This window comes from Mucilaginibacter phenanthrenivorans (assembly GCF_024721155.1).
Taxonomy (GTDB): Bacteria; Bacteroidota; Bacteroidia; order Sphingobacteriales; family Sphingobacteriaceae; genus Mucilaginibacter; species Mucilaginibacter phenanthrenivorans.
The window spans coordinates 149,592-171,603 of sequence record NZ_JAHVAP010000007.1; the positions used below are offsets into that span (position 1 = coordinate 149,592).

Annotated in this window: 14 protein-coding genes; 12 read left to right on the plus strand and 2 right to left on the minus strand. The window is 43.0% G+C overall.

From position 1 onward, the window contains the following. Positions 1–15: 15 nt before the first annotated feature. From KXD93_RS18085 to KXD93_RS18110, 6 genes are all read left to right on the plus strand, one after another. Positions 16–3,153, plus strand: coding sequence for a SusC/RagA family TonB-linked outer membrane protein (locus KXD93_RS18085; protein WP_258138735.1), 3,138 nt, complete (start codon positions 16–18; stop codon positions 3,151–3,153). A 140-nt stretch (positions 3,154–3,293) separates the two neighbouring features. Further along, on the plus strand, positions 3,294–4,463 hold the full coding sequence (locus tag KXD93_RS18090) for a prolipoprotein diacylglyceryl transferase (RefSeq protein WP_258138736.1): 1,170 nt from the start codon (positions 3,294–3,296) through the stop codon (positions 4,461–4,463). Further along, positions 4,460–5,665, plus strand: coding sequence for a DUF5005 domain-containing protein (locus KXD93_RS18095; RefSeq protein WP_258138738.1), 1,206 nt, complete (start codon positions 4,460–4,462; stop codon positions 5,663–5,665). Before KXD93_RS18090 ends, KXD93_RS18095 begins: the two co-directional genes overlap by 4 nt. 114 nt (positions 5,666–5,779) lie before the next feature. Continuing rightward, positions 5,780–8,056 carry a GH92 family glycosyl hydrolase gene (locus KXD93_RS18100; protein ID WP_258138740.1) on the plus strand — a complete coding sequence of 759 codons (2,277 nt, stop codon included), beginning with the start codon at positions 5,780–5,782 and terminating at the stop codon, positions 8,054–8,056. Between the two features lie 132 nt (positions 8,057–8,188). Then, positions 8,189–9,427, plus strand: a complete 1,239-nt coding sequence (locus tag KXD93_RS18105; protein WP_258138742.1) for a sugar MFS transporter — start codon at positions 8,189–8,191, stop codon at positions 9,425–9,427. A 116-nt stretch (positions 9,428–9,543) separates the two neighbouring features. Next, a complete protein-coding gene (locus KXD93_RS18110; RefSeq protein WP_258138743.1) occupies positions 9,544–10,566 on the plus strand; it encodes a LacI family DNA-binding transcriptional regulator in 1,023 nt (340 codons plus the stop codon). A gap of 4 nt (positions 10,567–10,570) precedes the next feature. Here KXD93_RS18110 and KXD93_RS18115 read toward each other — a convergent pair whose 3' ends face one another. Then, a complete protein-coding gene (locus KXD93_RS18115; protein ID WP_258138745.1) occupies positions 10,571–11,419 on the minus strand; it encodes a 3-keto-disaccharide hydrolase in 849 nt (282 codons plus the stop codon). A gap of 63 nt (positions 11,420–11,482) precedes the next feature. Beyond that, positions 11,483–12,025 carry an RNA polymerase sigma factor gene (locus KXD93_RS18120; RefSeq protein ID WP_258138746.1) on the minus strand — a complete coding sequence of 181 codons (543 nt, stop codon included), beginning with the start codon at positions 12,023–12,025 and terminating at the stop codon, positions 11,483–11,485. A gap of 140 nt (positions 12,026–12,165) precedes the next feature. Here KXD93_RS18120 and KXD93_RS18125 point away from each other — a divergent pair, with 140 nt between their 5' ends. The 6 genes from KXD93_RS18125 to KXD93_RS18150 all read left to right on the plus strand — a co-directional run bounded on the left by KXD93_RS18125 (position 12,166) and on the right by KXD93_RS18150 (position 21,978). Then, entirely contained in the window at positions 12,166–13,254 is a 1,089-nt protein-coding gene (locus KXD93_RS18125; protein WP_258138747.1) for a FecR family protein, read from the plus strand. Positions 13,255–13,507: 253 nt separating this feature from the next. Next, positions 13,508–16,819 carry a SusC/RagA family TonB-linked outer membrane protein gene (locus KXD93_RS18130; RefSeq protein WP_258138748.1) on the plus strand — a complete coding sequence of 1,104 codons (3,312 nt, stop codon included), beginning with the start codon at positions 13,508–13,510 and terminating at the stop codon, positions 16,817–16,819. A gap of 17 nt (positions 16,820–16,836) precedes the next feature. After that, positions 16,837–18,345 carry a RagB/SusD family nutrient uptake outer membrane protein gene (locus KXD93_RS18135; RefSeq protein ID WP_258138749.1) on the plus strand — a complete coding sequence of 503 codons (1,509 nt, stop codon included), beginning with the start codon at positions 16,837–16,839 and terminating at the stop codon, positions 18,343–18,345. Between the two features lie 25 nt (positions 18,346–18,370). Beyond that, a complete protein-coding gene (locus tag KXD93_RS18140; RefSeq protein ID WP_258138750.1) occupies positions 18,371–19,426 on the plus strand; it encodes a LamG domain-containing protein in 1,056 nt (351 codons plus the stop codon). A gap of 28 nt (positions 19,427–19,454) precedes the next feature. After that, on the plus strand, positions 19,455–20,795 hold the full coding sequence (locus KXD93_RS18145) for a sugar porter family MFS transporter (RefSeq protein WP_258138752.1): 1,341 nt from the start codon (positions 19,455–19,457) through the stop codon (positions 20,793–20,795). Positions 20,796–20,814: 19 nt separating this feature from the next. After that, positions 20,815–21,978: a beta-1,2-mannosidase gene (locus KXD93_RS18150; RefSeq protein ID WP_258138753.1), complete on the plus strand. Its 1,164-nt coding sequence runs from the start codon at positions 20,815–20,817 to the stop codon at positions 21,976–21,978. Positions 21,979–22,012 lie beyond the last annotated feature (34 nt).

The following is a 22,012-nucleotide window of genomic DNA, read 5'->3' on the forward strand; positions in this document are numbered from 1 at the left end:
ATTAATCACGACATTATGAAAAGAATAATACTTTTCTTTCAACTTATATTAATGCTGCTGCCTGGTATATTACTTGCGCAAAGCAGGGAAATAACGGGTACGGTTAAAGATTTGGGGGGAACACTTCCGGGTGCTGCGGTAATTGAGAAGGGCGTAGTCAACAATGGCACGGTGACCGAGAATAACGGGCACTTTAAATTGACATTAAAAGGCACCTCCAATATTATCATCGTAAGGTTTATCGGCTATGTGAGCCAGGAGATCAACGTTGGCGGTAAAAAATCGGTTGACGTTACCTTACAGGCTAACAGCAACGGTTTGGACGAGGTAACCATTGTAGGTTTTACCCCATCAAAACGTATCACCAGTACAGGCGCCTCAAGCACCATTTCTGCTTCCGAGATCCGTACGGTACCAACTGCTAACGTTCAAAATGCATTAATGGGCAAATTGCCGGGCTTTTTTGCGCAGCAATCTTCAGGTCAGCCTGGTAAGGATGCTTCCGATTTTTTTATCAGGGGTATCAGCTCATTGAATGCAAATGGAAATCAGCCGCTCATTTTGGTTGATGATATTGAGTACAGCTACGATCAATTGCAGCAGATCAACGTAAACGAAATTGAAAATATCACTATCTTAAAAGACGCGTCAACAACAGCTATTTATGGTATAAAAGGAGCGAACGGCGTATTGGTGGTAACAACCCGCCGTGGTAAATCAGGCACACCTAAAATTAACCTCAGGGTTGAGGGCGGCCTGCAAAATCCGACCATCACACCGAAATTTCTTGACTCATACCAAACAGCGCAATTGATCAATGAGGCGCAGATCAATGACGGGCTGGTGCCAACGTTTTCACAAAACGATTTGAACTTGTTTCAAAACGGCAGCGACCCTTACGGACACCCTAATGTTGACTGGTATAACAAGATCTTTAAAAAATACTCATACCAGGCAAATACGAACCTTGATATATCAGGCGGTAATAACACAATTAAATATTTTATCTCTGGCGGTGCGCTTTCTCAAAATGGTTTGAATAGGGATTTTGAAGACCCAACCGACCAGGTAAATACCAATTACTATTTTAAACGCTACAACTTCCGTTCGAATTTGGATTTGAAGGCTAATAAAACATTGGATCTGCGTTTGGATATTACCACCCGTTTTTCGGATATCAACCAACCGGGTTCTGAAAATGCCATAAACGGGATTTATAACTTTACACAGGAAACTCCGTTTTCGGCGCCGTTTATCAATCCAAATGGCAGCTTTGCTTATAACTATTCAAAGTTTACGCCGGGGGCACTGCCAACCTTAAATGCCAGGCTGGCCGGAGATGGTTATCAGCATTTCAGGCGTACTGATTTCAATACGTTATTTGGTGCAGTTCAAAAACTGGACAATATAACACAGGGGTTATCAGTTACTGCCCGCGTAGCTTATGCAAGTACCGATCAGTTTTCAAGGGGGGTTAGTAACTTCGGCAATTATCCGTCCTATCATTACGATCCGGTAACCAATAGTTATTCATTAAAACCAAATGCTCCTTATGTGTTTGGCACTTATATATATTTCGGAAACACCAATATTTATAACACCAACTTAAACATACAGCTCTTTTCAAATTACGAGCGGTCTTTTGGGAAAAATCATTATACCGGTTTATTATTGTTGAACCAGCAGTCATACACACCATATGCAGCTGCGGATGGTAACGGCAATCCAACGCTTGGCTCTGCTGATGTTGGCGTTCCGCAAAAATTCCGCGGGATCAGCGGCAAGGCCGGGTATGATTACGATGGCAAATATTTGATCGACTTAAACGTTGCGTATAACGGTACCGATCGCTTCTCAGCAGCACACCGCTACGGTTTCTTCCCTGCACTTGGTGTAGGTTATAACATGGCGAAGGAGAAATTCTTTAAAGAAGCCTTCCCTACATTTAGCCTGTTTAAAATCAGGGGTTCATTTGGATTGGTTGGGTCGGATGCAGCACCCGGTAACCGTTATGTTTATACGCAAAATTATAACAAGGGTGGAGGCTACAACTTTGGCGAAAGTCCGCAAAACTACACTACCATTTATGAAGGCTCGCTGGGTAATGACAATGTGGTTTGGGAGAAGAACAGAAAAGCGGATATCGGGATTGATATGAACTTTTTGAATGACAAGCTTTCTGCTACAATCGATGTTTTTCATGATGTGAGATATGATCAATTGATCACCCCGGGGGGTATCAGCGAGCTATTAGGCGTGGGGCTTCCTGCAATTAATATAGGTCGCGTTCAAAACCAGGGGTTTGACGGGCAGATTAGTTATCATAATACCATTGGAGAGGTTCAATACAACACTGCATTTGTATTTTCGTATGCAAAAAACAAGATCCTGTACGAAAGTGAATCAACTCCGGCATATCCCTGGTTATTGCGTACCGGTCACCCGATAAACCAACCGTTTGGCTACCATTACCTTGGATACTATACTGCTGCAGATGTAACAGAAATTGCAAACTGGAAGGCATCGCACCAGGGAACTAACGTAGGTAACCCAATTGCAATTCCCGATAACGGCTTACCGTTGCAACCGGGCGACTTAAGATACCAGGATTTGAATGGCGATGGCGTGATCAACGTGTATGATCAGCGTGCTATCGGTAACCCAAACCTGGCAAATACAACGCTTGGGTTATCAGTTGGTATTGTTTACAAAGGATTCAGCATTACGGCATTGTTCCAGGGAGCGTTCAACTATAGCTTTATATTATCAGGCACCGCAATTGAACCTTTCCAGAGCCAGTTTCAGCCAATTGATTTAAAAAGATGGACACCTGCCACCGCAGCAACTGCGGAGTTTCCGCGGTTAACATCTGTACCGGGAACAGTTGACAGCCCGTCGGCATATCCATCTGACTACTGGTTGATAAACGCCTATTATGTAAGGTTAAAAACGGTTGATATTGGTTACCAGTTTCCATCGAAGATGCTGCCGTTCCATATTAGTAACGCCCGTATTTACATGAGTGCTTATAACCTGGTAACCTGGGATAATTACAGCAAATACCAACAGGATCCGGAAATTGCCACCAATACCGTGGGTGATGCCTACATTAACCAACGCGTAGTGAATTTAGGCTTGCAGATTGGGTTTTAATAGCGCAGTTTGTCAATCTGAGCGGGAGCGAAGAATCTTATTCAAGCGACAAGAATGCGCCATGTGTAACGCAGACTAGCCAACTACATAAGATTCTTCACTTCATTCAGAACGACAAATTTTTACCCTAATTTAGAGGTATGTTTCCAACCCTTGCAGACCTTATAAATTATTTGCTGCATACCCACATAACGCTGCCCATTCAAACCCTCGGGCTTTTTATGGCGTTATCCTTTATTTTCTCGTTCCAGGTTTTTGTTTCGGAATTTAAGCGCAAGGAAAAGGATGGGAAAATTCATTCGTTTGCAAAACAGACAATCATCGGTAATCCTGCATCTGCATTAGAATTATTTGTTAACGGGCTGCTTGGTTTTCTGTTTGGCTTTAAGATAATTGGAGCCGCACTGGCGTACAAGCTGTTTTTGTATGATCCTAAAACGTTTATTGTTTCAACGCGCGGTAATCTGGTGACCGGGATAATTTGCGGGATTGCTTTTGGAGGCTGGGCCTGGTACGACAGGCAAAAGCAACGCTTACCTAAGCCAGTGGTGGTTGAGAAAACCGTGCACCCTTATCAACTGATGCCTTATCTTACGCTGTGCCTTGGCTTTTGGGGGTTTATCGGCGCCAAACTTTTTGATATGGCTGAACACCTGGACAGATTTAAGTATGATCCATGGGGCGTGCTCTTTTCAGCAAATGGGTTTTCCTATTATGGAGGATTAGTGTTCGGGGCACTTGCTTACCTGTACATCTGCTACAAAAGGGGAATGAAGCTTTCACATTTGGCGGATATTGGCTCGCCGGGAATGATGCTGGCTTATGCCATAGGTCGTATTGGTTGTCAACTATCCGGCGACGGTGATTGGGGGATAGTAAACATGAACCCCAAACCAAATTGGCTACAATGGTTGCCCGACTGGATGTGGTCTTTCAAGTATCCGCATAACGAAATAAATGCGGGTGTGCCAATAAAAGGATGCGTTGGGAATTTCTGTAACGAATTGATCAATGGAGTTTACCCGACACCGTTTTATGAAGTTGTGCTTTGTATGCTTTTGTTTATATTTATGTGGGCGATACGACGGTATATTTATGCTGCTGGTTTGATGTTTTATATCTATTTAATTATAAGTGGTGTTGAACGAATTTTTATTGAAACCATTCGAATTAATATAAAATATAGGTTTTTAGGCATTAACTTTAGCCAGGCGGAATGGATCAGCTTTGCGATGCTGATAGGTGGATTTATAGGAATTGGATTTGTGATCTATCGCAAAATAAAAAGGAATCAAAGGATTTTTACATGAGTATAATTAAGAAGCTTGCTTTTGTGGTCGTTGTGGTTTTATTGGCTGATTTATCGTCAAACGGGCAGATTGCGTCTAAAAAAAGCGATACCACCGACCTGGAGCATATTAAATTTACTGTAAGCCCTGCACCCGGGTGGTCCGATCTCTTGAAACGCAATTCCGGTTGGTTTGGTGGTGATGGGATCTACACCATTCCATTAAACGGCGTTGAAAACAGGGTCGCAGCGGCAAAAGATAAAGTACTTTTCATTTTCAGTGATAGCATGATAGGCAACATTCGCAATAATACTATGGTGCCGGGTTACAAAATGATCCATAATGCAGTAGCGATACTGGATGGTAACAAACCTTTAGCAAATAATATTAATTTTTATTGGAAAAAGGATGATAAGGACGGTGCTGGGTCTATCTTTTCGCCTAATACCCCAAAAACTGAAAAAACAGATTATTACTGGCTTGGAGATGGCTTTGTAAACCAGGCACTGAATAATAATATTTATATTTTCGGTTACCGGGTACGCAATGTAAGCGGCGGCGCATTTGGGTTTAAGGAAGTCGGCAATACGTTAATAAAAATCCCGCATGGTAGCAAACCACCTTATGCAGATCAATCCCAAATGGACACACCACTTTACCTTACTGACGAAGCTGGGGAGAGTGGCTCATTTGGAGCTGGGGTGTTTGTAAACACCAAAGCGGCCCATGCGGTTAAGGCAGATGGCTATATTTATGTTTATGGCGTAAGAGGGTTCACTAAAAAAGTAATGGTAGCACGCGTTTTACCAAAGGACTTTGAGCATTTTGATAAATGGACCTATTATGATGGAACAAACTGGAGCAATGATATTAATAAAGTGGTCGATGTTACCAACCATGTATCAAACGAACTTAGTTTAACAGAATTACCCGATGGCCGCTATGCGCTTGTCTTCCAGGTGAATGGTATGAGTACCGACGTAGCCATGCGGATAGGGAAGACCCCTTACGGCCCATTTGGCCCAATTATCAAACTTTGGGATTGTAAGCCTGACCTGGAGGAAAAAACCTATTTGGTTTACAATGCAAAAGCGCACCCAAGCCTTTCTGCCCCTGGTGAACTGCTGATTAGCTATAACATCAATTCCGTGGAGTTTATTAAGGACCTGGAAAAGCATCCTAATTTGTACCGCCCACGTTTTATCAGGGTTAAATTTCAATAGTTGCGGTTTCTAAGCCTTTGTATTATTTTTAATATAGAGTTTGCTAAATCGATTTATTTAATATTTTTGTTTGCTGATTAGATTTGGCAGACCAATTTGTTCCAACCAATTAAAATGAAGAAAAACCTACTTATATACCTGGTTACCTTGGTTTCGGCTAATTGCCTGATGGCGCAGGAAAGCAACCTTGTTAGCTATGCAAACACCCGCCAGGGAACCAATTCAAAATACGAATTCTCGTATGGTAATACTTATCCGGCAACGGCGCTGCCATTTGGTATGAACACCTGGACGGCGCAAACCGGCAAAAACGGCGATGGTTGGAAATACCAGTATTTTGAACATACCATCCGTGGTTTTCAGCAATCGCATCAATGCAGCTCATGGGTTAATGATTATGCAGTGTTTTCGCTAATGCCCGTAACTGGAAGGCTAACGGTTAACGAAAATGAACGTGCAACACCATTTAAACACGAAAATGAAATAGCCGAACCGAGCTATTACAAGGTTAAGCTGGATAACAATATTACCACAGAAATGAGCCCAACCGAGCGCGGCGCACATTTGCGCTTTACCTTTCCGAAAGGCAAAGGCTCATACATTGTACTTGATGGTTACACCAAAATGAGCATGGTGAAGATTATCCCTGAAGAACGAAAGATAATAGGGTACGTAAACAATTGCCGCTGGGCGCCGCAAAACTTTAAGAATTACTTCGTGATTGCTTTTGATAAACCTTTTAAGGATTACGGTACCTGGGAAAATAAAAAGGATCAGCTATCAGCAAAAAATTTAACAGCCGAAGGTGATGGAATAGGCGCTTATCTTCAATTTAAGGATGGGGAGACGGTCTCTGCTAAAGTTGCTTCATCATACATCAGCCCGGAACAGGCGGAATTAACTTTAAAAACCGAATTAGGCGGCTATAAAACATTTGATGATACCCATAAGGCAGCCGATAAGATATGGAATGACCTGCTGGGGCGTATGAAGGTTGAAGGCGGGACAGAAGATCAAAAAGCTACTTTTTACTCGTGCCTTTATCATGCTAATTTGTTTTCGCACCAGTTTTTTGAATACAATAAAGAGGGCGAGCCCTATTACTACAGCCCGTACGATGGGAAGATCCATGATGGTTATATGTATACCGATAATGGTTTTTGGGATACCTTCAGGGCGCAATTTCCTTTAAATACCATCATCCATCCAAAAATGGAAGGGCAATATTGCCAGGCTTTGCTTGACGCGCAGCAACAATGCGGCTGGTTGCCGGCATGGTCGTTCCCGGCGGAAACAGGCGGGATGTTGGGGAATCACTCCATCTCGTTGTTAACGGATGCATGGGTAAAAGGTATTCGGACATTCGACCCCAAAAAAGCATTGGAAGCTTACTACCACGAAGCGACTAACAAAGGCCCATGGGGCAGCGCCAATGGCAGGCCCGGCTGGAAGGAATATTTTGCAAATGGCTATGTGCCATATACGCCAAAAACACTCGGAGCCAGCGCATGGACACTTGAATTTGCCTATGATGATTTTTGCGGCTACCAGTTAGCGAAGGCGACCGGCAACCAATTTTATGAAAACGTGTTTGGCCGGCAAATGTATAATTACAAAAACCTGTTCGACCCCAAAACGCGATTTATGCGCGCAAAGGATGAGAAGGGAAATTGGATAGAACCGTTTGACCCGATGGACTGGGGCGGCCCTTATACCGAAGGCAATGCCTGGCATTGGACGTGGTCGGTTTTCCAGGATGTGCAGGGCTTGATTAGCCTGATGGGCGGCGATAAAAACTTCACCTCAAAAATTGATTCCGTATTCAGCGAACCCGGCACCATAAAGGTTGGCGGCTATGGCACCGTGATTCATGAAATGACGGAGATGGCGAAGTTTAACATGGGGCAATACGCGCAAGGTAATGAGCCTATTCATCACTTACTGTATATGTACAATTATGCAGGTCAACCGTGGAAGGCGCAGCAACATTTGCGCGAGGTGATGGACAAAATGTATAATGCTTCTGAAAACGGCTATCCCGGTGATGAAGACGAGGGACAAATGTCGTCGTGGTACGTGCTGAGTGCCGCAGGGATCTACAGTGTTTGCCCCGGTACTGATCAGTATGTTATCGGCAGTCCGCTGTTTAAAAAAATTACTATCACGCTTGAGAATGGAAAGAAATTCACGGTTGAGGCCAATAATAACAGCAGTCAAAATGTATATATCCAGTCGGCAACCTTAAACGGCAAGCCTTATACACATAATTGGATCAGCCATGCAGACATAATGAACGGTGGCGTGCTCCATTTTGAAATGAGCAATAAACCGGCATTAAACCGCGGACTTGCCGAAGACGACAAACCATTCTCGCTGTCAAAAAACAACTAATTTATTATCGTGATAAACAAAAATTAGTTTCGTGGTGATGGTAGGTAAATAAACAATCTTAACCTATCGGTTTTTTAAAAAGTTTTCAATTAATTTACGACTCCAATTTTAAACTATTTAACCAACTCCGTAATGGATGCTAAACCCAATTTTACCGAACGCAAATACGTAGTGATCCTGTTATTTGTGACATTGCTTTTTTTGCTTTGGGGGATAGCCATGTCGCTTGGAGATACATTGAATAAGCATTTTCAGAATGTGCTGCACATCTCCAAAGCCAGGTCGGCCTACGTGCAATTATCGCTATTTGGCGCATATGCGGTAATGGGGATCCCTGCGGGTTTGTTTATGAAACGGTTTGGTTATAAAAACGGTGTATTGCTGGGGCTTAGTTTATATGCTGCAGGGGCATTTTTGTTTGTACCGGCATCCAATGCTGAATCATTCGGTTTCTTTAGGTTTGCACTGTTTGTATTAGCCTGCGGACTGGCAACGCTGGAAACTGTTGCCCACCCATTTGTGGCTTCGCTTGGCGATCAGCGTACCAGCGATCAGCGCATTAACTTCTCGCAATTTTTTAACGGATTAGGTGGCATAATCGGCCCGCTGGTTGGCGGCTATTTTGTGTTGGCTGAAGGGAATATACACTCAAACGATTTGGTGGCCGTTAAAAACTTATATTTAATTATCGGTACTGGAATAGCCGTTATCGCTGTTTTATTTTCGTTTGTAAGAGTTCCGGTATTAGCCGACCCACATGTTATAGCCAATGATTCTTACGCCGTTGCCGGAGCTGAAAAGGTTGAGAAAAAATTATTCCAGCATAAGCATTTCGTATTCGCGGCTGTAGCGCAGCTTTTTAATGTGGCAGCGCAGGGCGGTACCTGGGCTTATTTTATTAATTATGGGCATGATATCATGGGGCTTTCATCGTCTAAAGCCAGTTACTTTTTTAGCCTGAGCATGTTAATGATGGTATTGGGACGATTAGTTGGAACGTTACTGATGCGTTATGCAATCGCACCAAATAAACTGTTGTGGATCTTTGCCGTATGCAACATCATCATGTGTTTGATTGTAGCGCAAAACTTCGGCATTGTTTCATTCGTTGCATTGATAATGATTAATTTCTTCTTTAGTATTATGTTTCCAACCATTTTTAGTTTGGGATTAAAGGATCTGGGTAAGCACACTGAACAGGCTTCGTCGTTTATCGTTATGGGCGTAGTCGGGGGCGGGCTGTTCCCGTTCCTGATGGGCTGGGTTGCTGACCATAATGTAGCCACCGCTTATTATTTGCCTATTATTTGCTATGCGGTAATATTTTCGTTTGGCTACCTGTATCCGCGGCTGAATAAAAATATGGCTTAAACCGTTATATTTGATTTAGTAAATCGATTTATTTTGTAGGTAAAACGGTAAAATGCTATTGCTGTTAAGCTGAATTAATAAGTATATTACCTTATATTTGATGAATATCATAGCCAGTGAAAAAAAAATTATCTATAGTTGATATCGCCCAAAGCCTAAATGTATCAAAAACTACGGTTTCATTTATCCTCAACGGGCGCGCCCAGGAAAAACGGATAAGTCCTGAATTGGTTGAGCGGGTTCAGAAATTTGTAGAGGAAGTTGGGTACAAGCCAAATTCGCTGGCGAAGAGTTTACGCACCGGTAAATCAAACATTATTGGCTTAATGGTCGAGGATATTTCCAACCCGTTTTTTGCGAGTATAGCAAGGCTTATAGAAGACAGGGCCTACAAAAACGGCTATAAAATAATTTATTGCAGCACTGACAATGATACCCGCAAAACCCAGGATTTGATCGGCATGTTCCGCGACAGGCATGTGGATGGCTATATCATTGCGCCGCCAGAGGGAATAGAAGACGATGTTACCTCACTCATAAAAGACGGAATGCCGGTAGTTATGTTCGACAGGCACCTACCTAAGGTTGATACAGACTTTGTGGAGATTGATAATCTTTTCAGTACCTATAATGCTACCCTGCATCTTATTGAACAGGGTTATAAAAATATAGCTTTTATTACCTTCGCATCTAAACAAACGCAGATGCTGTCACGGCTCCAGGGCTATAAGGATGCATTAATTGCCAAAGGCTTAAAGCCTGTGATAAAAGAGATTGTTTTTAACCAGGATGAGGAGCTTATAATAGAGCCCATCAAAGCGTTTTTGGAAGAGCATAAGGATTTGGATGCCGTGTTTTTTGGTACCAACCATGTGGGAACATGCGGGTTAAAAGTGATAAACAGCTTAGGTATTAAAGTACCATCGGATTTAGCCGTAATATCGTTTGATGACTATGATGTGTTTAAGCTCTATGCGACACCGGTAACCGCAATTGCCCAGCCGATAGTAGAAATAGCCGATAATGTGATCACCGTTTTACTAAGCAGGCTTAACAATTCATCAACTCATCAAAAGCCACAGGCCATTGTTTTAAAAACAGAGCTTAGGATCAGGAACTCGTCAAAAAAAGCTGAATAAGATTTTATTGTTTCAAAAGTTCACCAGGTAGCTTGTCAATCGGTTGGATTTTTATTTGTTTATAGTAAATTTCGGCACCTTCTGATTGAATTTGTATTTTTCCCTTTGTAAGCGGTAATTCCTGCCCGTTTTCCAGTTGCTTGTTGTGGTATAATATCATCATCACCTTCCCATTAATTACGTGTACGCTGGTATCGCCATGGCAATACAGATCGACAGTGTTCCACTGCCCCGATGGATTTTCTGCATCACCGCCCTTTATGCAGTGCCTGCCTTCTTTGTTTCCTTCTTTAAATACGGTAAGCACCCCTTGCGGGCTGTACACGTAATCGGTTTCCGATTTTTTAATTACAGGGATTTCAGCAAAACCACCGGCAACACCCCAATAATCGCCACAATTGCCCTCCTCTACCTGGAACTCCTGCGAACGCATCCATGCGCCATAATCGGCGCCATATTTTCCAACGGAATGGTAGAGCAATCCGCTGTCCTTCTTTTTACCTTTTTTTTGTCCCCATGAAAGCGCTCCCCATTTAAACTGCAGTTGCAGGTGGTAATTTTCGTATTCCTTTTGGGTTGATATGGCACCCCAGTTCTCGCCCGAAATTCGGATCACGTTTTCGTTGTTGTCCTTTACAATTGTGAAAACATGTTTGGGGTCGTTGTTTAAGCCAATGGGTTCACCGGTTATTGGCTTGCCGTTATCGTCGAGATTGGGGCCGATGTAGGTATCCCACCCTGTCAGGTCTCTTCCATTGAAGAGTTGTTTCCAATGATCTTTCTTTACGGTAATGGTAAAACCAAATATAACTGCACAGAGCAGCGGTAATGATAAAAGCTTAAAAGGTTTCATTATAGCGGGGTTTAGTTTTCTAACGATATAGCAGATCCAATTTAAAATTGGCAGTTAATTCCATCAGGATCTTTTAACGGCCTCGGCTATTTTTTTAATCGCTATAGATAGCTGATTTTCCACAGTCTTTGCAGATATATTTAATAACGAGGCTACTTCCTTATACTTCAGGCCATCTATCTTTATCAAATTAAAGATCATTTTGCACCTTACAGGCAGGTTGTTTATCAGCGCGTTTAAATTTTCTGCCCGCTCTTTGGTTATCAGCAGACTTTCCGGATCAATACTAATGAAATTACACTCATCATAAATGGTCTCAATATCAACATGGTTATGTTTAGCCTGGTCTCTAAGATAGTTAAGGGACAGGTTTTTTACAGACACATATAAGTAGGTATTAAGATTTTCTATGCCGGTAAAATCGTTACGTTTTTTCCAAAGGTTGATTAAAACATCATGAACTATTTCTTCAGCTGATTCCCTGCAATGAACAAGGGAGAATGAAAACCTGTAAAGCTTAACAAAATATTGGCGATACACGTTCTTAAAAACAAGTTCGTCTTTAAGAACAGACCGCTCAAATTTTTCATTAAGTATTACTTGCATAGTAGTTTGCAGTATTATAATTGGCGAAATAAAGGTAGTGTTATTTTAACGATATATTAATCATCAGCTTAAAAAGCTTTTTGTAAAATATTTGTTTGTTGGGTTTGGGGGTATTTTACTTTTTCTGTGTCTTTATACATATGGCATCAGAAGATAGGATATGGCTTTTAATTTCAAGGGCGCTGGCAGGCGAAATTTCTCCTGCTGAACTCAGGGAAATGGAATCGATTTTTATTAACGAGCCAGAACGCCGCGCTGATTACGAGAACCTAAAAAAAATAAGGCTGGAAGTTCCTGAATCTTCAATAGACGAGCGCCGGGCGATGGAACGCGGGCTTGATAAATTCGACCGTATTTTTTCAGAAAACGAGTTTACCGAACGTTCATTGTTCAATCAAAGGCTTGAGCCATTACCAAACCGCAACTATAAAGGCTGGATGATAGCCGCCTCCATCATATCACTTTTTGTAATCGGGCTGTTTGCAGTTCGCTTTTTTGAATCAAAAAAGATAGAGCCACCACAGTTGATTGTTGCTGATTATGGCAAGCGTATTCAATCCACGCTTCCTGATGGTTCAGTGGTATGGCTTAATTCGGGTTCCTCTGTTAAATACACGGGCTATTCACAAAGTGGCAAGCGCGAAGTAACACTTAATGGCGAAGCTTATTTTGATGTTAAGCATGATGCCGAACATCCGTTTATTGTACATGCCGGTAAACTAAATGTGGTTGTTTTAGGTACAGCCTTTAATGTGAAGGCTTACAATTCTGATGCTTTTATTGAAACCACACTGATAAGAGGTAAGGTTGAAATTTTAAATGACGCCAAGCCGGGCGCCGGTATAGTATTGTACCCAAATGAAAAGGTGAGGGTAAACACTGAAGTAAACATCGTCAAAAAAATCACGATAGTAAATAAGCAACCCGTTGCCGATTCTGTGGGAACAGCGAACAATGGAGCTGTTAAACCTGCAATTCCAAACAACGAAATTGACGAAACTGCCTGGGTGAGCAATTACCTGACGTTTAAAAAGGAGGGATTTACAGAACTGGCCGGTCAACTGGAACGCTGGTTTAATGTGAAGATCATTTTTGATAATGGTAAATACGTTGATAAGCAGTTTACTGGCAGATTTAAGGACCAGGATATTAACGAGGTAATGCGTGCCTTACAGTATACGCAGGCATTTCACTATAAAATAATAGATAACCAAATACATATATGGTAATTAACCAGTTACCAATAAACTTAACGGGAAGAAAGGGAAACTATATGACATAAAGGCTACATCACCAATTTGATAGCCAAAAAATAAGGAAGTGCGGGAACACTTCCTCCATTGCGGCTATATTCCAATTAACCTAATATCTGGCTGGATCTCAGGCTTTTTTAGATTTTATTAACCTCAACAAATCAAAAGTATGAAAAAAACTTTTAGTTCTTTCATCAAGCGTCCTATTGTCAAAAAAATTATACTCTGCGTGAAATTAACATGTGTTTTAATCCTGGTAACGCTCTTGCATGTTTCTGCAACGGTGCATTCACAGGAAAAACTAAATCTTAATGTAAAAAATGTTAACCTCGAGAAGTTTTTTGACCTCCTGGAAAGAAAAAGTAATTATTCCTTCCTGTACAATAACCAGGCTATACCAAGCCAAACCATAAACGTAGACGCTAAGGAACTTACCGTTCCTCAAATTTTAGATAACGCTTTATTAAACACCGGCTTATCTTACAAGGTATTATCAGAAAAACTTATTGTAATAACGCTTAAATCGGCACCGCAAATTGCTGATATAAAAGTTACGGGCACCGTTACCGACGAAAAGGGCGAAACTTTGCCTGGCGCTACCATCGGCATAAAAAACGGTAAAAATTTAGCCGTTACTGATGCAAACGGAAACTTTGCAGTAACCGTACCGGAAAATACGGTGCTATTGGTAAGCTACATAGGCTACCTCACACAGGAAGTACCTATTGGCAGCAACACAGTTATTAAAGTTGTGCTTAAAGAAGCGGCAGGCAGCCTAAATGAGGTAGTAGTTGTAGGCTACGGCACACAAAAGAAAAAGGATCTTACCGGATCTGTGTCTGTGATCAGCAGCAAGGACATCAACGCGATACCCGTTGGCGGGGTCGACCAGATCTTGCAGGGTAAAGCAGCTGGTGTTTCGGTAACCCAAAATACAGGTGCGCCGGGCGATGCTATCTCGGTGCATATCCGCGGATTAGGAACTATCAATGGCGTTAATCCGCTTTATATTGTTGACGGCGTACCGACCACCGATGGTATAAATGAAGTTGCGCCTGATGATATTGAAAGCATCAACATCCTGAAAGATGCCTCATCGGCAGCTATTTATGGTGCCCGTGCAGCAGGTGGTGTGGTGATCATAACCACTAAACATGGCGCTTCGGGAAAATCCAAGCTTAGTCTGAGTATGTATGCAGGTGTACAAACTGCCGACAACCTGATAAAAATGGCAAATAATGCGCAGTATGTAAGCGCTTACAACACCGCTGCTACAAATGACGGCAGGCCACGGATCTCAGATAGTTTGGCCAGCACCTTATCTGACGTAAACTGGCTAAAAGCAGTGCTTAAACCAGCACCAATAACCAATGCTAACTTAGCTGTTAGCGGCGGAAATGAGAGTTCGAATTATATTGTTTCCGCTAATATATTTAACCAAACCGGCTTAATTCAAAATTCGTCGTTTAGTCGTTACAATTTGCGTACTGCTGTAAACAGCAGCATCACCAAGTATTTAAAAATAGGAACCAATGTTAACCTGGCTTATTCAAAAAACAGGATGGTTGGTACATCGGGAGATGGTTATTCTGGTGCAGCGGCCAGCGTGGTCCGCTATGCATTGTTTCGTACGCCGGGTACACCGGTTTATGGACCTAACGGACAGTTTGTCGATCTTCCAAAGCAAGACCCGGTTTTAGGGAATTTTCTTGGAGATGGTGTAAACCCGGCACAGGAAGCGAACGCGACTAATGACAACAACTATGCTTACACCGTATTGGGTAACGCATTTGTTGAGTTGACGCCAATTAAGGGATTAAAGATCAGATCAGACGTTGGCCTCGATCTTGTCCAAACCGATTACAAGCAGTTTTTTGCGACCTATGGTGCAGATCGCTCTTTCAATTCACCGAGTTCACTGGCGCAATCGCATAATAACGACCTGAATTATAACTGGACGAATACCGCTACATATGATCTAACCATTAACAAACATGAATTCACTTTCCTTGCAGGTACTGAAATTATTAAGCAGGATCAGCAGGGGCTTTCAGGTTCGCGTACAGGTTACGTAAACCAGACTGCAGCTTTTCAATACCTTGATAATGGCGGCCTCACCGGCGAGCAAAACGGAGGTGGTGAATCTCATTATTCCTATTCTTCTGTATTTGGGCGTGTTAACTATCAGTACAATAACAAATACCTGGCAAGTTTCAACTACCGTTGGGATGCTTCTTCCAAGCTCGATCCAGATGCGCAGTCGCAATCGGTTTATTCAGGTTCGTTAGGCTGGAGGATTGACCAGGAAGATTTCATGAAGAACATCAAGCCGATCTCGTCGCTTAAATTAAGGGTTGACGTTGGCCAGGTGGGTAACGCACAAGGTTTGAGTGCTTATCCGTATGTATCAACTTTAAGCGGGAATAGTTATTATCCGTTTGGCGGCACTACTCACCAGGGATACACCATCAATTCGATAGGTAATCCAAATATTCGCTGGGAAGTAAGCACACAGGAAGACGTGGGTTTAGACATCGGATTTTTGAATAATTCCCTTACGGTAACCGCTGATTATTATATCAAGAACACAAACAACGTGTTGTTACCGTTACAATTGCCAACCAGTGCAGGAGGTGCAGCAGCCCCGGTTGTTAATGCCGGCAAAGTACGCGACCAGGGCTTTGAGTTAGAAGTGGCCTACAAGCATACGATCAATAATGATTGGAGCTTTGGTGTCAGCGGCAACTTCGCAACGTTGACCGATAAGGTTATTTCCCTTGATGGCGCACCGCCGATAGCAGGTGGTCGCATCGATAACAACTACTTTGCCACGCTTACCGAGGTAGGGCATCCGATAGGTTCGTTCTATTTGCTGCAGCAGGAGGGAATCTTCCAGAATGCACAGCAGGTATTTACACATGCTTACCAGGGGCCAAACATCAGGCCGGGTGATGTTATGTACAAGGATGTTAACGGTGATGGCGTTATCAATGATGCCGACAGAACCATAGTTGGCAGCCCGATCCCTAAATTCACTTATGGATTTACAGGTAATGTTGCTTACAAAAACTTCGACCTTAGCCTATTCTTCCAGGGCGTATCCGGCAACAAGATCTATAACCAGATCAATACGGATATTGAGGGTTTCTACAGGCCTTTTAACCTTACTGAAAGAGCAGCTACGCAAAGCTGGAGCGGACCCGGCACAAGCAATACCTTACCGTTATTGTCATGGTCCGACGCTACAAACAACAAGCAACCGTCTACCCGGTTCCTGGAAAGTGGATCATATTTAAGGCTTAAGAATGTTCAGCTTGGTTATAAATTAGGGAAGAATGTTTTGAAAGGCCTTGGCTTATCATCGGTACGGATTTTTGCAAGTGCGCAAAACCTGCTTACGTTTACCAAATACACGGGGCTTGATCCGGAGCAATACAGCAACAGCAATAACTTAGGCGATGGCGTAAGAGCTGTAGGTATTGATTGGGGAACCTACCCGGCGGCACGCGTAATTACAGGTGGCCTTAACGCTAGTTTCTAACTTTAATTTACAGAAAGATGAAAGCAAAAAATATATCGATATATTTATTAGTGATCCTGTTTTTTTCAACTATGGGATGCAAAAAGATCCTGAATCAGCCTATATTAGGGCAATACCAAACGGGTAACTTTTTCACAAATGACGCAAACGCTGTTCTTGCCGTTAACGCGGCATACACCTCGCTTACGTTTACAGATGCATCGTCAAATGCCATTTGGGTGTTGGGTGATGTTGCATCAGATGATGCAATAAAAGGCGGCAGCGCCGGTGATCAGGCAGATTTTCAGTTGATCAATCAATTTAACATCAACCCCTCAAATGCCGCTGTTGAAGCTGTTTGGAAGCGGTATTACCAGGGGGTTTTTACCTGTAATGTTGTTATCGACGGATTATCTGCGGCGGGCAGCTCAGGCGTATCTGCTACCGTTAAAGCCCAGGCATTGGCCCAGGCGCAATTTCTGCGGGCTTACTATTATTTCAACCTAACCGTAGCCTATGGTAATATTCCCTTGCATTTAAAGGTTGAAACGCCGCAGGAGGCACAAAAGCCGGTATCAACCCAGGCTCAAATTTACGCTCAAATTGAACAGGATTGCACTGCTGCTGCATCAGCTTTGCCAACTAGCTGGACTGGCGGTGATTTAGGCCGTGCTACCAAAGGCGCTGCTTTGGCGCTGCTTGCTAAAACCTATTTATTCGAACAAAAATGGGCGCTGGCGGCTTCAACAGCAAAGTCAGTAGATGCATTAGGTGTTTATAGCTTATTGCCGGTATTTGCCGATAATTTTAGGGCAGCCACAAAGAATAATGCCGAGGGCGTGTTCTCTGTTCAGCATCAAACAGGTTTAGTACCATTCCAGGGAAACAACTTAAACGTTTGGTTTGCTCCGCGTTCAATAAACGGGTACGGCTTTTATTATCCAACACAAAGCCTTGTTAACAACTTTGAGAAATCAGCAGGTGGGGTAGATGATCCAAGACTGGATTATTCAGTTGCGAGAGCAGGGCATCCGTACTTCGACAGCGCTTTTGATCCAACGTGGACATCAACGGGCTATTTGAGCAAAAAACATTGCCAGCCATTGTCAGAAATTCCGGTGACTGTTAAAGGTGATGGAAACTTAAATTACCAGGCCATCCGCTTTGCAGAAGTTTTATTGATCGAAGCGGAAGCGTTAAATGAAGCCGGAAACGGTGCGGAAGCATTGGCGCCGTTAAACAGGGTGCGTAAACGTGCAAGGGAAAGTTATCTCCATGATACTACATTGCCGGGTTATGGTACTGTGCCGGCGGGGTTATTACCTGATATTACAACAACAGATCAGGCTACGTTGCGTGATATTATACGCAGGGAGCGCCGTTCAGAACTGGCACTGGAGTTTCACCGTTTCTTTGATATCATCCGTTATGGGTCGGCTTATGCAAATTCAGCCTTATCAAATCAGCCGTTGTTTAATTATGACAAGAATAAGTTTTTCCCGATCCCTGAAAGCGAAAGAGAGACTAATTTGAAGTTAGGTTTATAGTAGTTAATTTTTTAAATCGTAAAAAATGAAACAACCAAAAAAAATAATAACAGTGATCATTGCGGTGATTGCTGTTATATTCAGCATACAATCCTGCAAAAAAAACAATAACAAACCAAACTACAACTCCGATAAAACCAAGCTTAGCCTGCAAATAGATTCTGCACAAACATTATACAGCGCAGCAATAGAGGGCAAGGCAGCAGGGGATTACTCCATAGGATCGAAGACGGTTTTTAAAACGGCTATCGACCTTGCAGTAGGTGTTAAGTCCGGAAGCTTTACTCAACAGGAGGTAAATAATGCCGCGGCAAACTTAAAGCGCGCTGAAACAGCATTCAATACTAATATTATCCAGGAAGTGTCACCGGATAACTTGGTAGCTTACTGGAAATTTGATGGCGATACTAAGGATGCTTCGGGTAACGGGCATGACGGTACGCTAAAGACCGGATGGGTGGGAAGCTCAGTAGCCACAGCTAGTGATGGTGGTACCTTGCCAACGTTAACAACCGACAGGAATGGGGTTGCAAATATGGCTTACGCTTTTAATAACGGTGCTTATATCGAAGTTCCGTACGCAGCCAGCCTGCGGCCATCAAGCTTTACCATTACCGCCTGGGTTAAGGTAGCTGCCGCAAGCAATGGAAATTATATATTTTCTTTAGACAGGTGGAACGGTTACAAATTCCAGCTGCAATCCAACAATTTTCCTTTTGTAACTATAAACACCGATGCCGGCGATCATGATATCGACGATAACCCGGGCGCTGTAGCAATTGGCACATGGGCGCAGGTTGCTGTTTCATACACCAGCGGTACTGCGACGTTCTACATCAACGGTGTGCTTACTAAGACAGTTAGCTCGCCGGGAACACCAATTCCGCTGCCAACCATCGTGAACCTGGCTATAGGTAACGAAATGCCTAAGGGGGGCTATAATTTTACCGACTCATCCAGCCCGCAATATTTTTATGGAGCAAGTTTCTTTATGGGGTCGATTGATGACATGAGGTTATACAACAAAGTACTAACCGATGCGGAGGTGCATTCCATATTTATACAGGAAAGCCCGAATTGATAACATTATCAATGTTTTTTAATAACACATGAAAAGTTACACCATCTTAATTTCAATAGTAGCCGCCTTAGGGGGGCTACTATTTGGGTTTGATACCGCAGTAATTGCCGGTGCTATCCAATATTTAAAGCCATTCTTCCAGCTGAATGATGCGCAGATTGGTTTAGTTGTTGCCGCGGCATCACTTGGTTGTATCCCCGGCGCCTTGTTTGCCGGAAGACTAGCTGACCGTTTTGGCCGTAAGAAACTAATGATCGTAACCTCGCTGCTGTATATTATTGCGGCGCTGGGTAGCGGTATTGCGGGCAGTTTTGTGCAATTGGTGGTTTACCGCCTTATTGGCGGGGTAGCTATCGGTATGGCATCAACGCTGGCTCCAATCTATATTTCTGAAGTTGCCCCGCCAACGTTCAGGGGCAGGCTGGGAATGCTGCAGCAACTGGCTATTGTAACCGGGATTCTGCTGTCGTTTATTTCAAATTACCTGATTGTAAATGCACATTATTCGTTTTTAAGTAATGATAATTTTTGGCGCTATATGCTGGCCGCAGCTGTGATACCATCGGTTATCTTTTTTATCCTGTTACTGCTGGTGCCTGAAAGCCCGAGATGGCTGGTGCTGAAAAACAGGATTGATGAGGCGAAAAAGGTATTCGGTAATATTTACTCAAATGCCGAAAGCACTGCGCAGGTGAAAATTGTAACCGATGATATTGCCTCAGAAAGCACCCCTGCTTTAAAGGACGTGTTTACGCCAAGATTCAGAAAAGTGGTTATCATTGGGTTGGTTTTTGCTTCAATCGCGCAGCTAACCGGAATCAATATCGTATTTTATTATGCACCACTCATCTTTGAAAAAACACACGTTGGCGGCAGCGTTCTGTATCAAACTATGCTGACTGGCGTTGTTAATCTTATTTTTACCGTTATTGCATTCTGGTTGATCGACAGGCTCGGACGCAAAAAGCTATTGATTTTTGGATCATGGGTGATGGGTTTGTGCATGTTTACGCTGGCGGCTTTGTTCTACCTGAATATGCTGCAAAACTACTTTGTGCTGATAACCATTTTCGTGTACATCGGCGGCTTTGCCTGTACCTGGGGTGTGGTGCTTTGGGTTTATGTTGCGGAGATCTTTCCTAACAAAATCCGTGGTACTGCAACTTCCATTGCCGTTTTTGGTAACTGGGTAGCAAACTCAATAGTATCACTTACGTTCCCCATTATGTTGGCAAGCTGCGGCGCTGCAGTAACCTTTGGTGTTTATGGCGTTATCAACATCAGCATGGTATTGTTTGTAAGCCGTTATGTATTTGAAACAAAAGGCGTTCCATTAGAAAAAATTGAAGCACTATACACCCAGGTTTAGTTATTATTAGTTATCATATATGTATACAAAAAATATTTTAAAAGCAGGAAGTGTTTTAAGCTTCTTGCTATTGAGCCACAATTGCTTTTCGCAGCAAATTGAAAACAAATTGCCCTCGTGGGCTTTCGGAGGTTTTGTGCGGGTTGAAAAGGTTAATCCCATTATTTCGCCCGATACTTCATCGAGATTTATTGATCCCGTGAGTAAAAAATCTGTTCAATGGGAGGCAAACGACACGTTTAACCCGGGTGCGGCAATAAAAAACGGCAAGGTGGTCGTTTTGTACCGTGCCGAAGATCTTTATGGCATCGGCATAGGTTTCCGCACGTCGCGCCTTGGTTATGCGGAGAGCAGCGATGGCATCACGTTTAAAAGAAAGCCTGTCCCGGTGCTTTATCCGTCGAATGATATCGCAAAAAAATATGAATGGCCTGGCGGTTGTGAAGATCCCCGCGTTGCTGTAACGGCTAATGGTACCTATGTCGTTTTTTATACCGAATGGAACCGCGACTTACCACGCCTTGGCGCTGCCACCAGCCGCGATTTGATCCACTGGAAAAAGAACGGGCCGATGTTCAAAAAGGCTTATAACGGCAAATTTTTTAATGTCGCCACCAAATCGGCATCGATATTAACTAAAGTGGTTAACGGTAAACAGGTTATCATCAAAATCAACGGAAAATATTGGCTGTATTGGGGCGAGCACCATGTATATGGCGCAACCTCGACTGATTTGGTTAATTGGGCACCGGTAGTGAATAAGGATGGCGAACTAAAAGAATTGATCTCACCAAGGGATGGTTATTTTGATAGCGACCTAACAGAATGTGGGCCGCCGGCAATTATGACCAATAAAGGGATCATCCTGTTCTACAATGGCAAAAATAAACCGGCTGACGGCCGCGACACAAGATTTACAGCCAATTCGTATTGTGCGGGACAGATGTTATTTGATCGCAAAGATCCGTCGAAAGCGATAACAAGGCTTGATCTGCCGTTCCTGCGCCCAATGGAGCCCTTTGAAAAAAGCGGGCAGTATGTGAACGGAACTGTTTTTATAGAAGGAATGGTTTACTTTAAAAAGAAATGGTTTTTATATTATGGCTGCGCCGATTCGAGGGTTGCTGTAGCGGTTTACGATCCGCAACATCCTGCGCCACCTGATCCTGTTGCCGCAAATTGAATTTAATATCTGGATAGCTGATATTTATAATATT

Coding starts and splice junctions, on each gene's coding strand:
- KXD93_RS18125 (WP_258138747.1), top strand. CDS start 12,166: ATGGCATCAGAAGATAGGATATGGCTTTTAATTTCAAGGGCGCTGGCA.
- KXD93_RS18105 (WP_258138742.1), top strand. CDS start 8,189: ATGGATGCTAAACCCAATTTTACCGAACGCAAATACGTAGTGATCCTG.
- KXD93_RS18145 (WP_258138752.1), top strand. CDS start 19,455: ATGAAAAGTTACACCATCTTAATTTCAATAGTAGCCGCCTTAGGGGGG.
- KXD93_RS18150 (WP_258138753.1), top strand. CDS start 20,815: ATGTATACAAAAAATATTTTAAAAGCAGGAAGTGTTTTAAGCTTCTTG.
- KXD93_RS18085 (WP_258138735.1), top strand. CDS start 16: ATGAAAAGAATAATACTTTTCTTTCAACTTATATTAATGCTGCTGCCT.
- KXD93_RS18120 (WP_258138746.1), bottom strand. CDS start 12,025: ATGCAAGTAATACTTAATGAAAAATTTGAGCGGTCTGTTCTTAAAGAC.
- KXD93_RS18100 (WP_258138740.1), top strand. CDS start 5,780: ATGAAGAAAAACCTACTTATATACCTGGTTACCTTGGTTTCGGCTAAT.
- KXD93_RS18095 (WP_258138738.1), top strand. CDS start 4,460: ATGAGTATAATTAAGAAGCTTGCTTTTGTGGTCGTTGTGGTTTTATTG.
- KXD93_RS18090 (WP_258138736.1), top strand. CDS start 3,294: ATGTTTCCAACCCTTGCAGACCTTATAAATTATTTGCTGCATACCCAC.
- KXD93_RS18140 (WP_258138750.1), top strand. CDS start 18,371: ATGAAACAACCAAAAAAAATAATAACAGTGATCATTGCGGTGATTGCT.
- KXD93_RS18135 (WP_258138749.1), top strand. CDS start 16,837: ATGAAAGCAAAAAATATATCGATATATTTATTAGTGATCCTGTTTTTT.
- KXD93_RS18115 (WP_258138745.1), bottom strand. CDS start 11,419: ATGAAACCTTTTAAGCTTTTATCATTACCGCTGCTCTGTGCAGTTATA.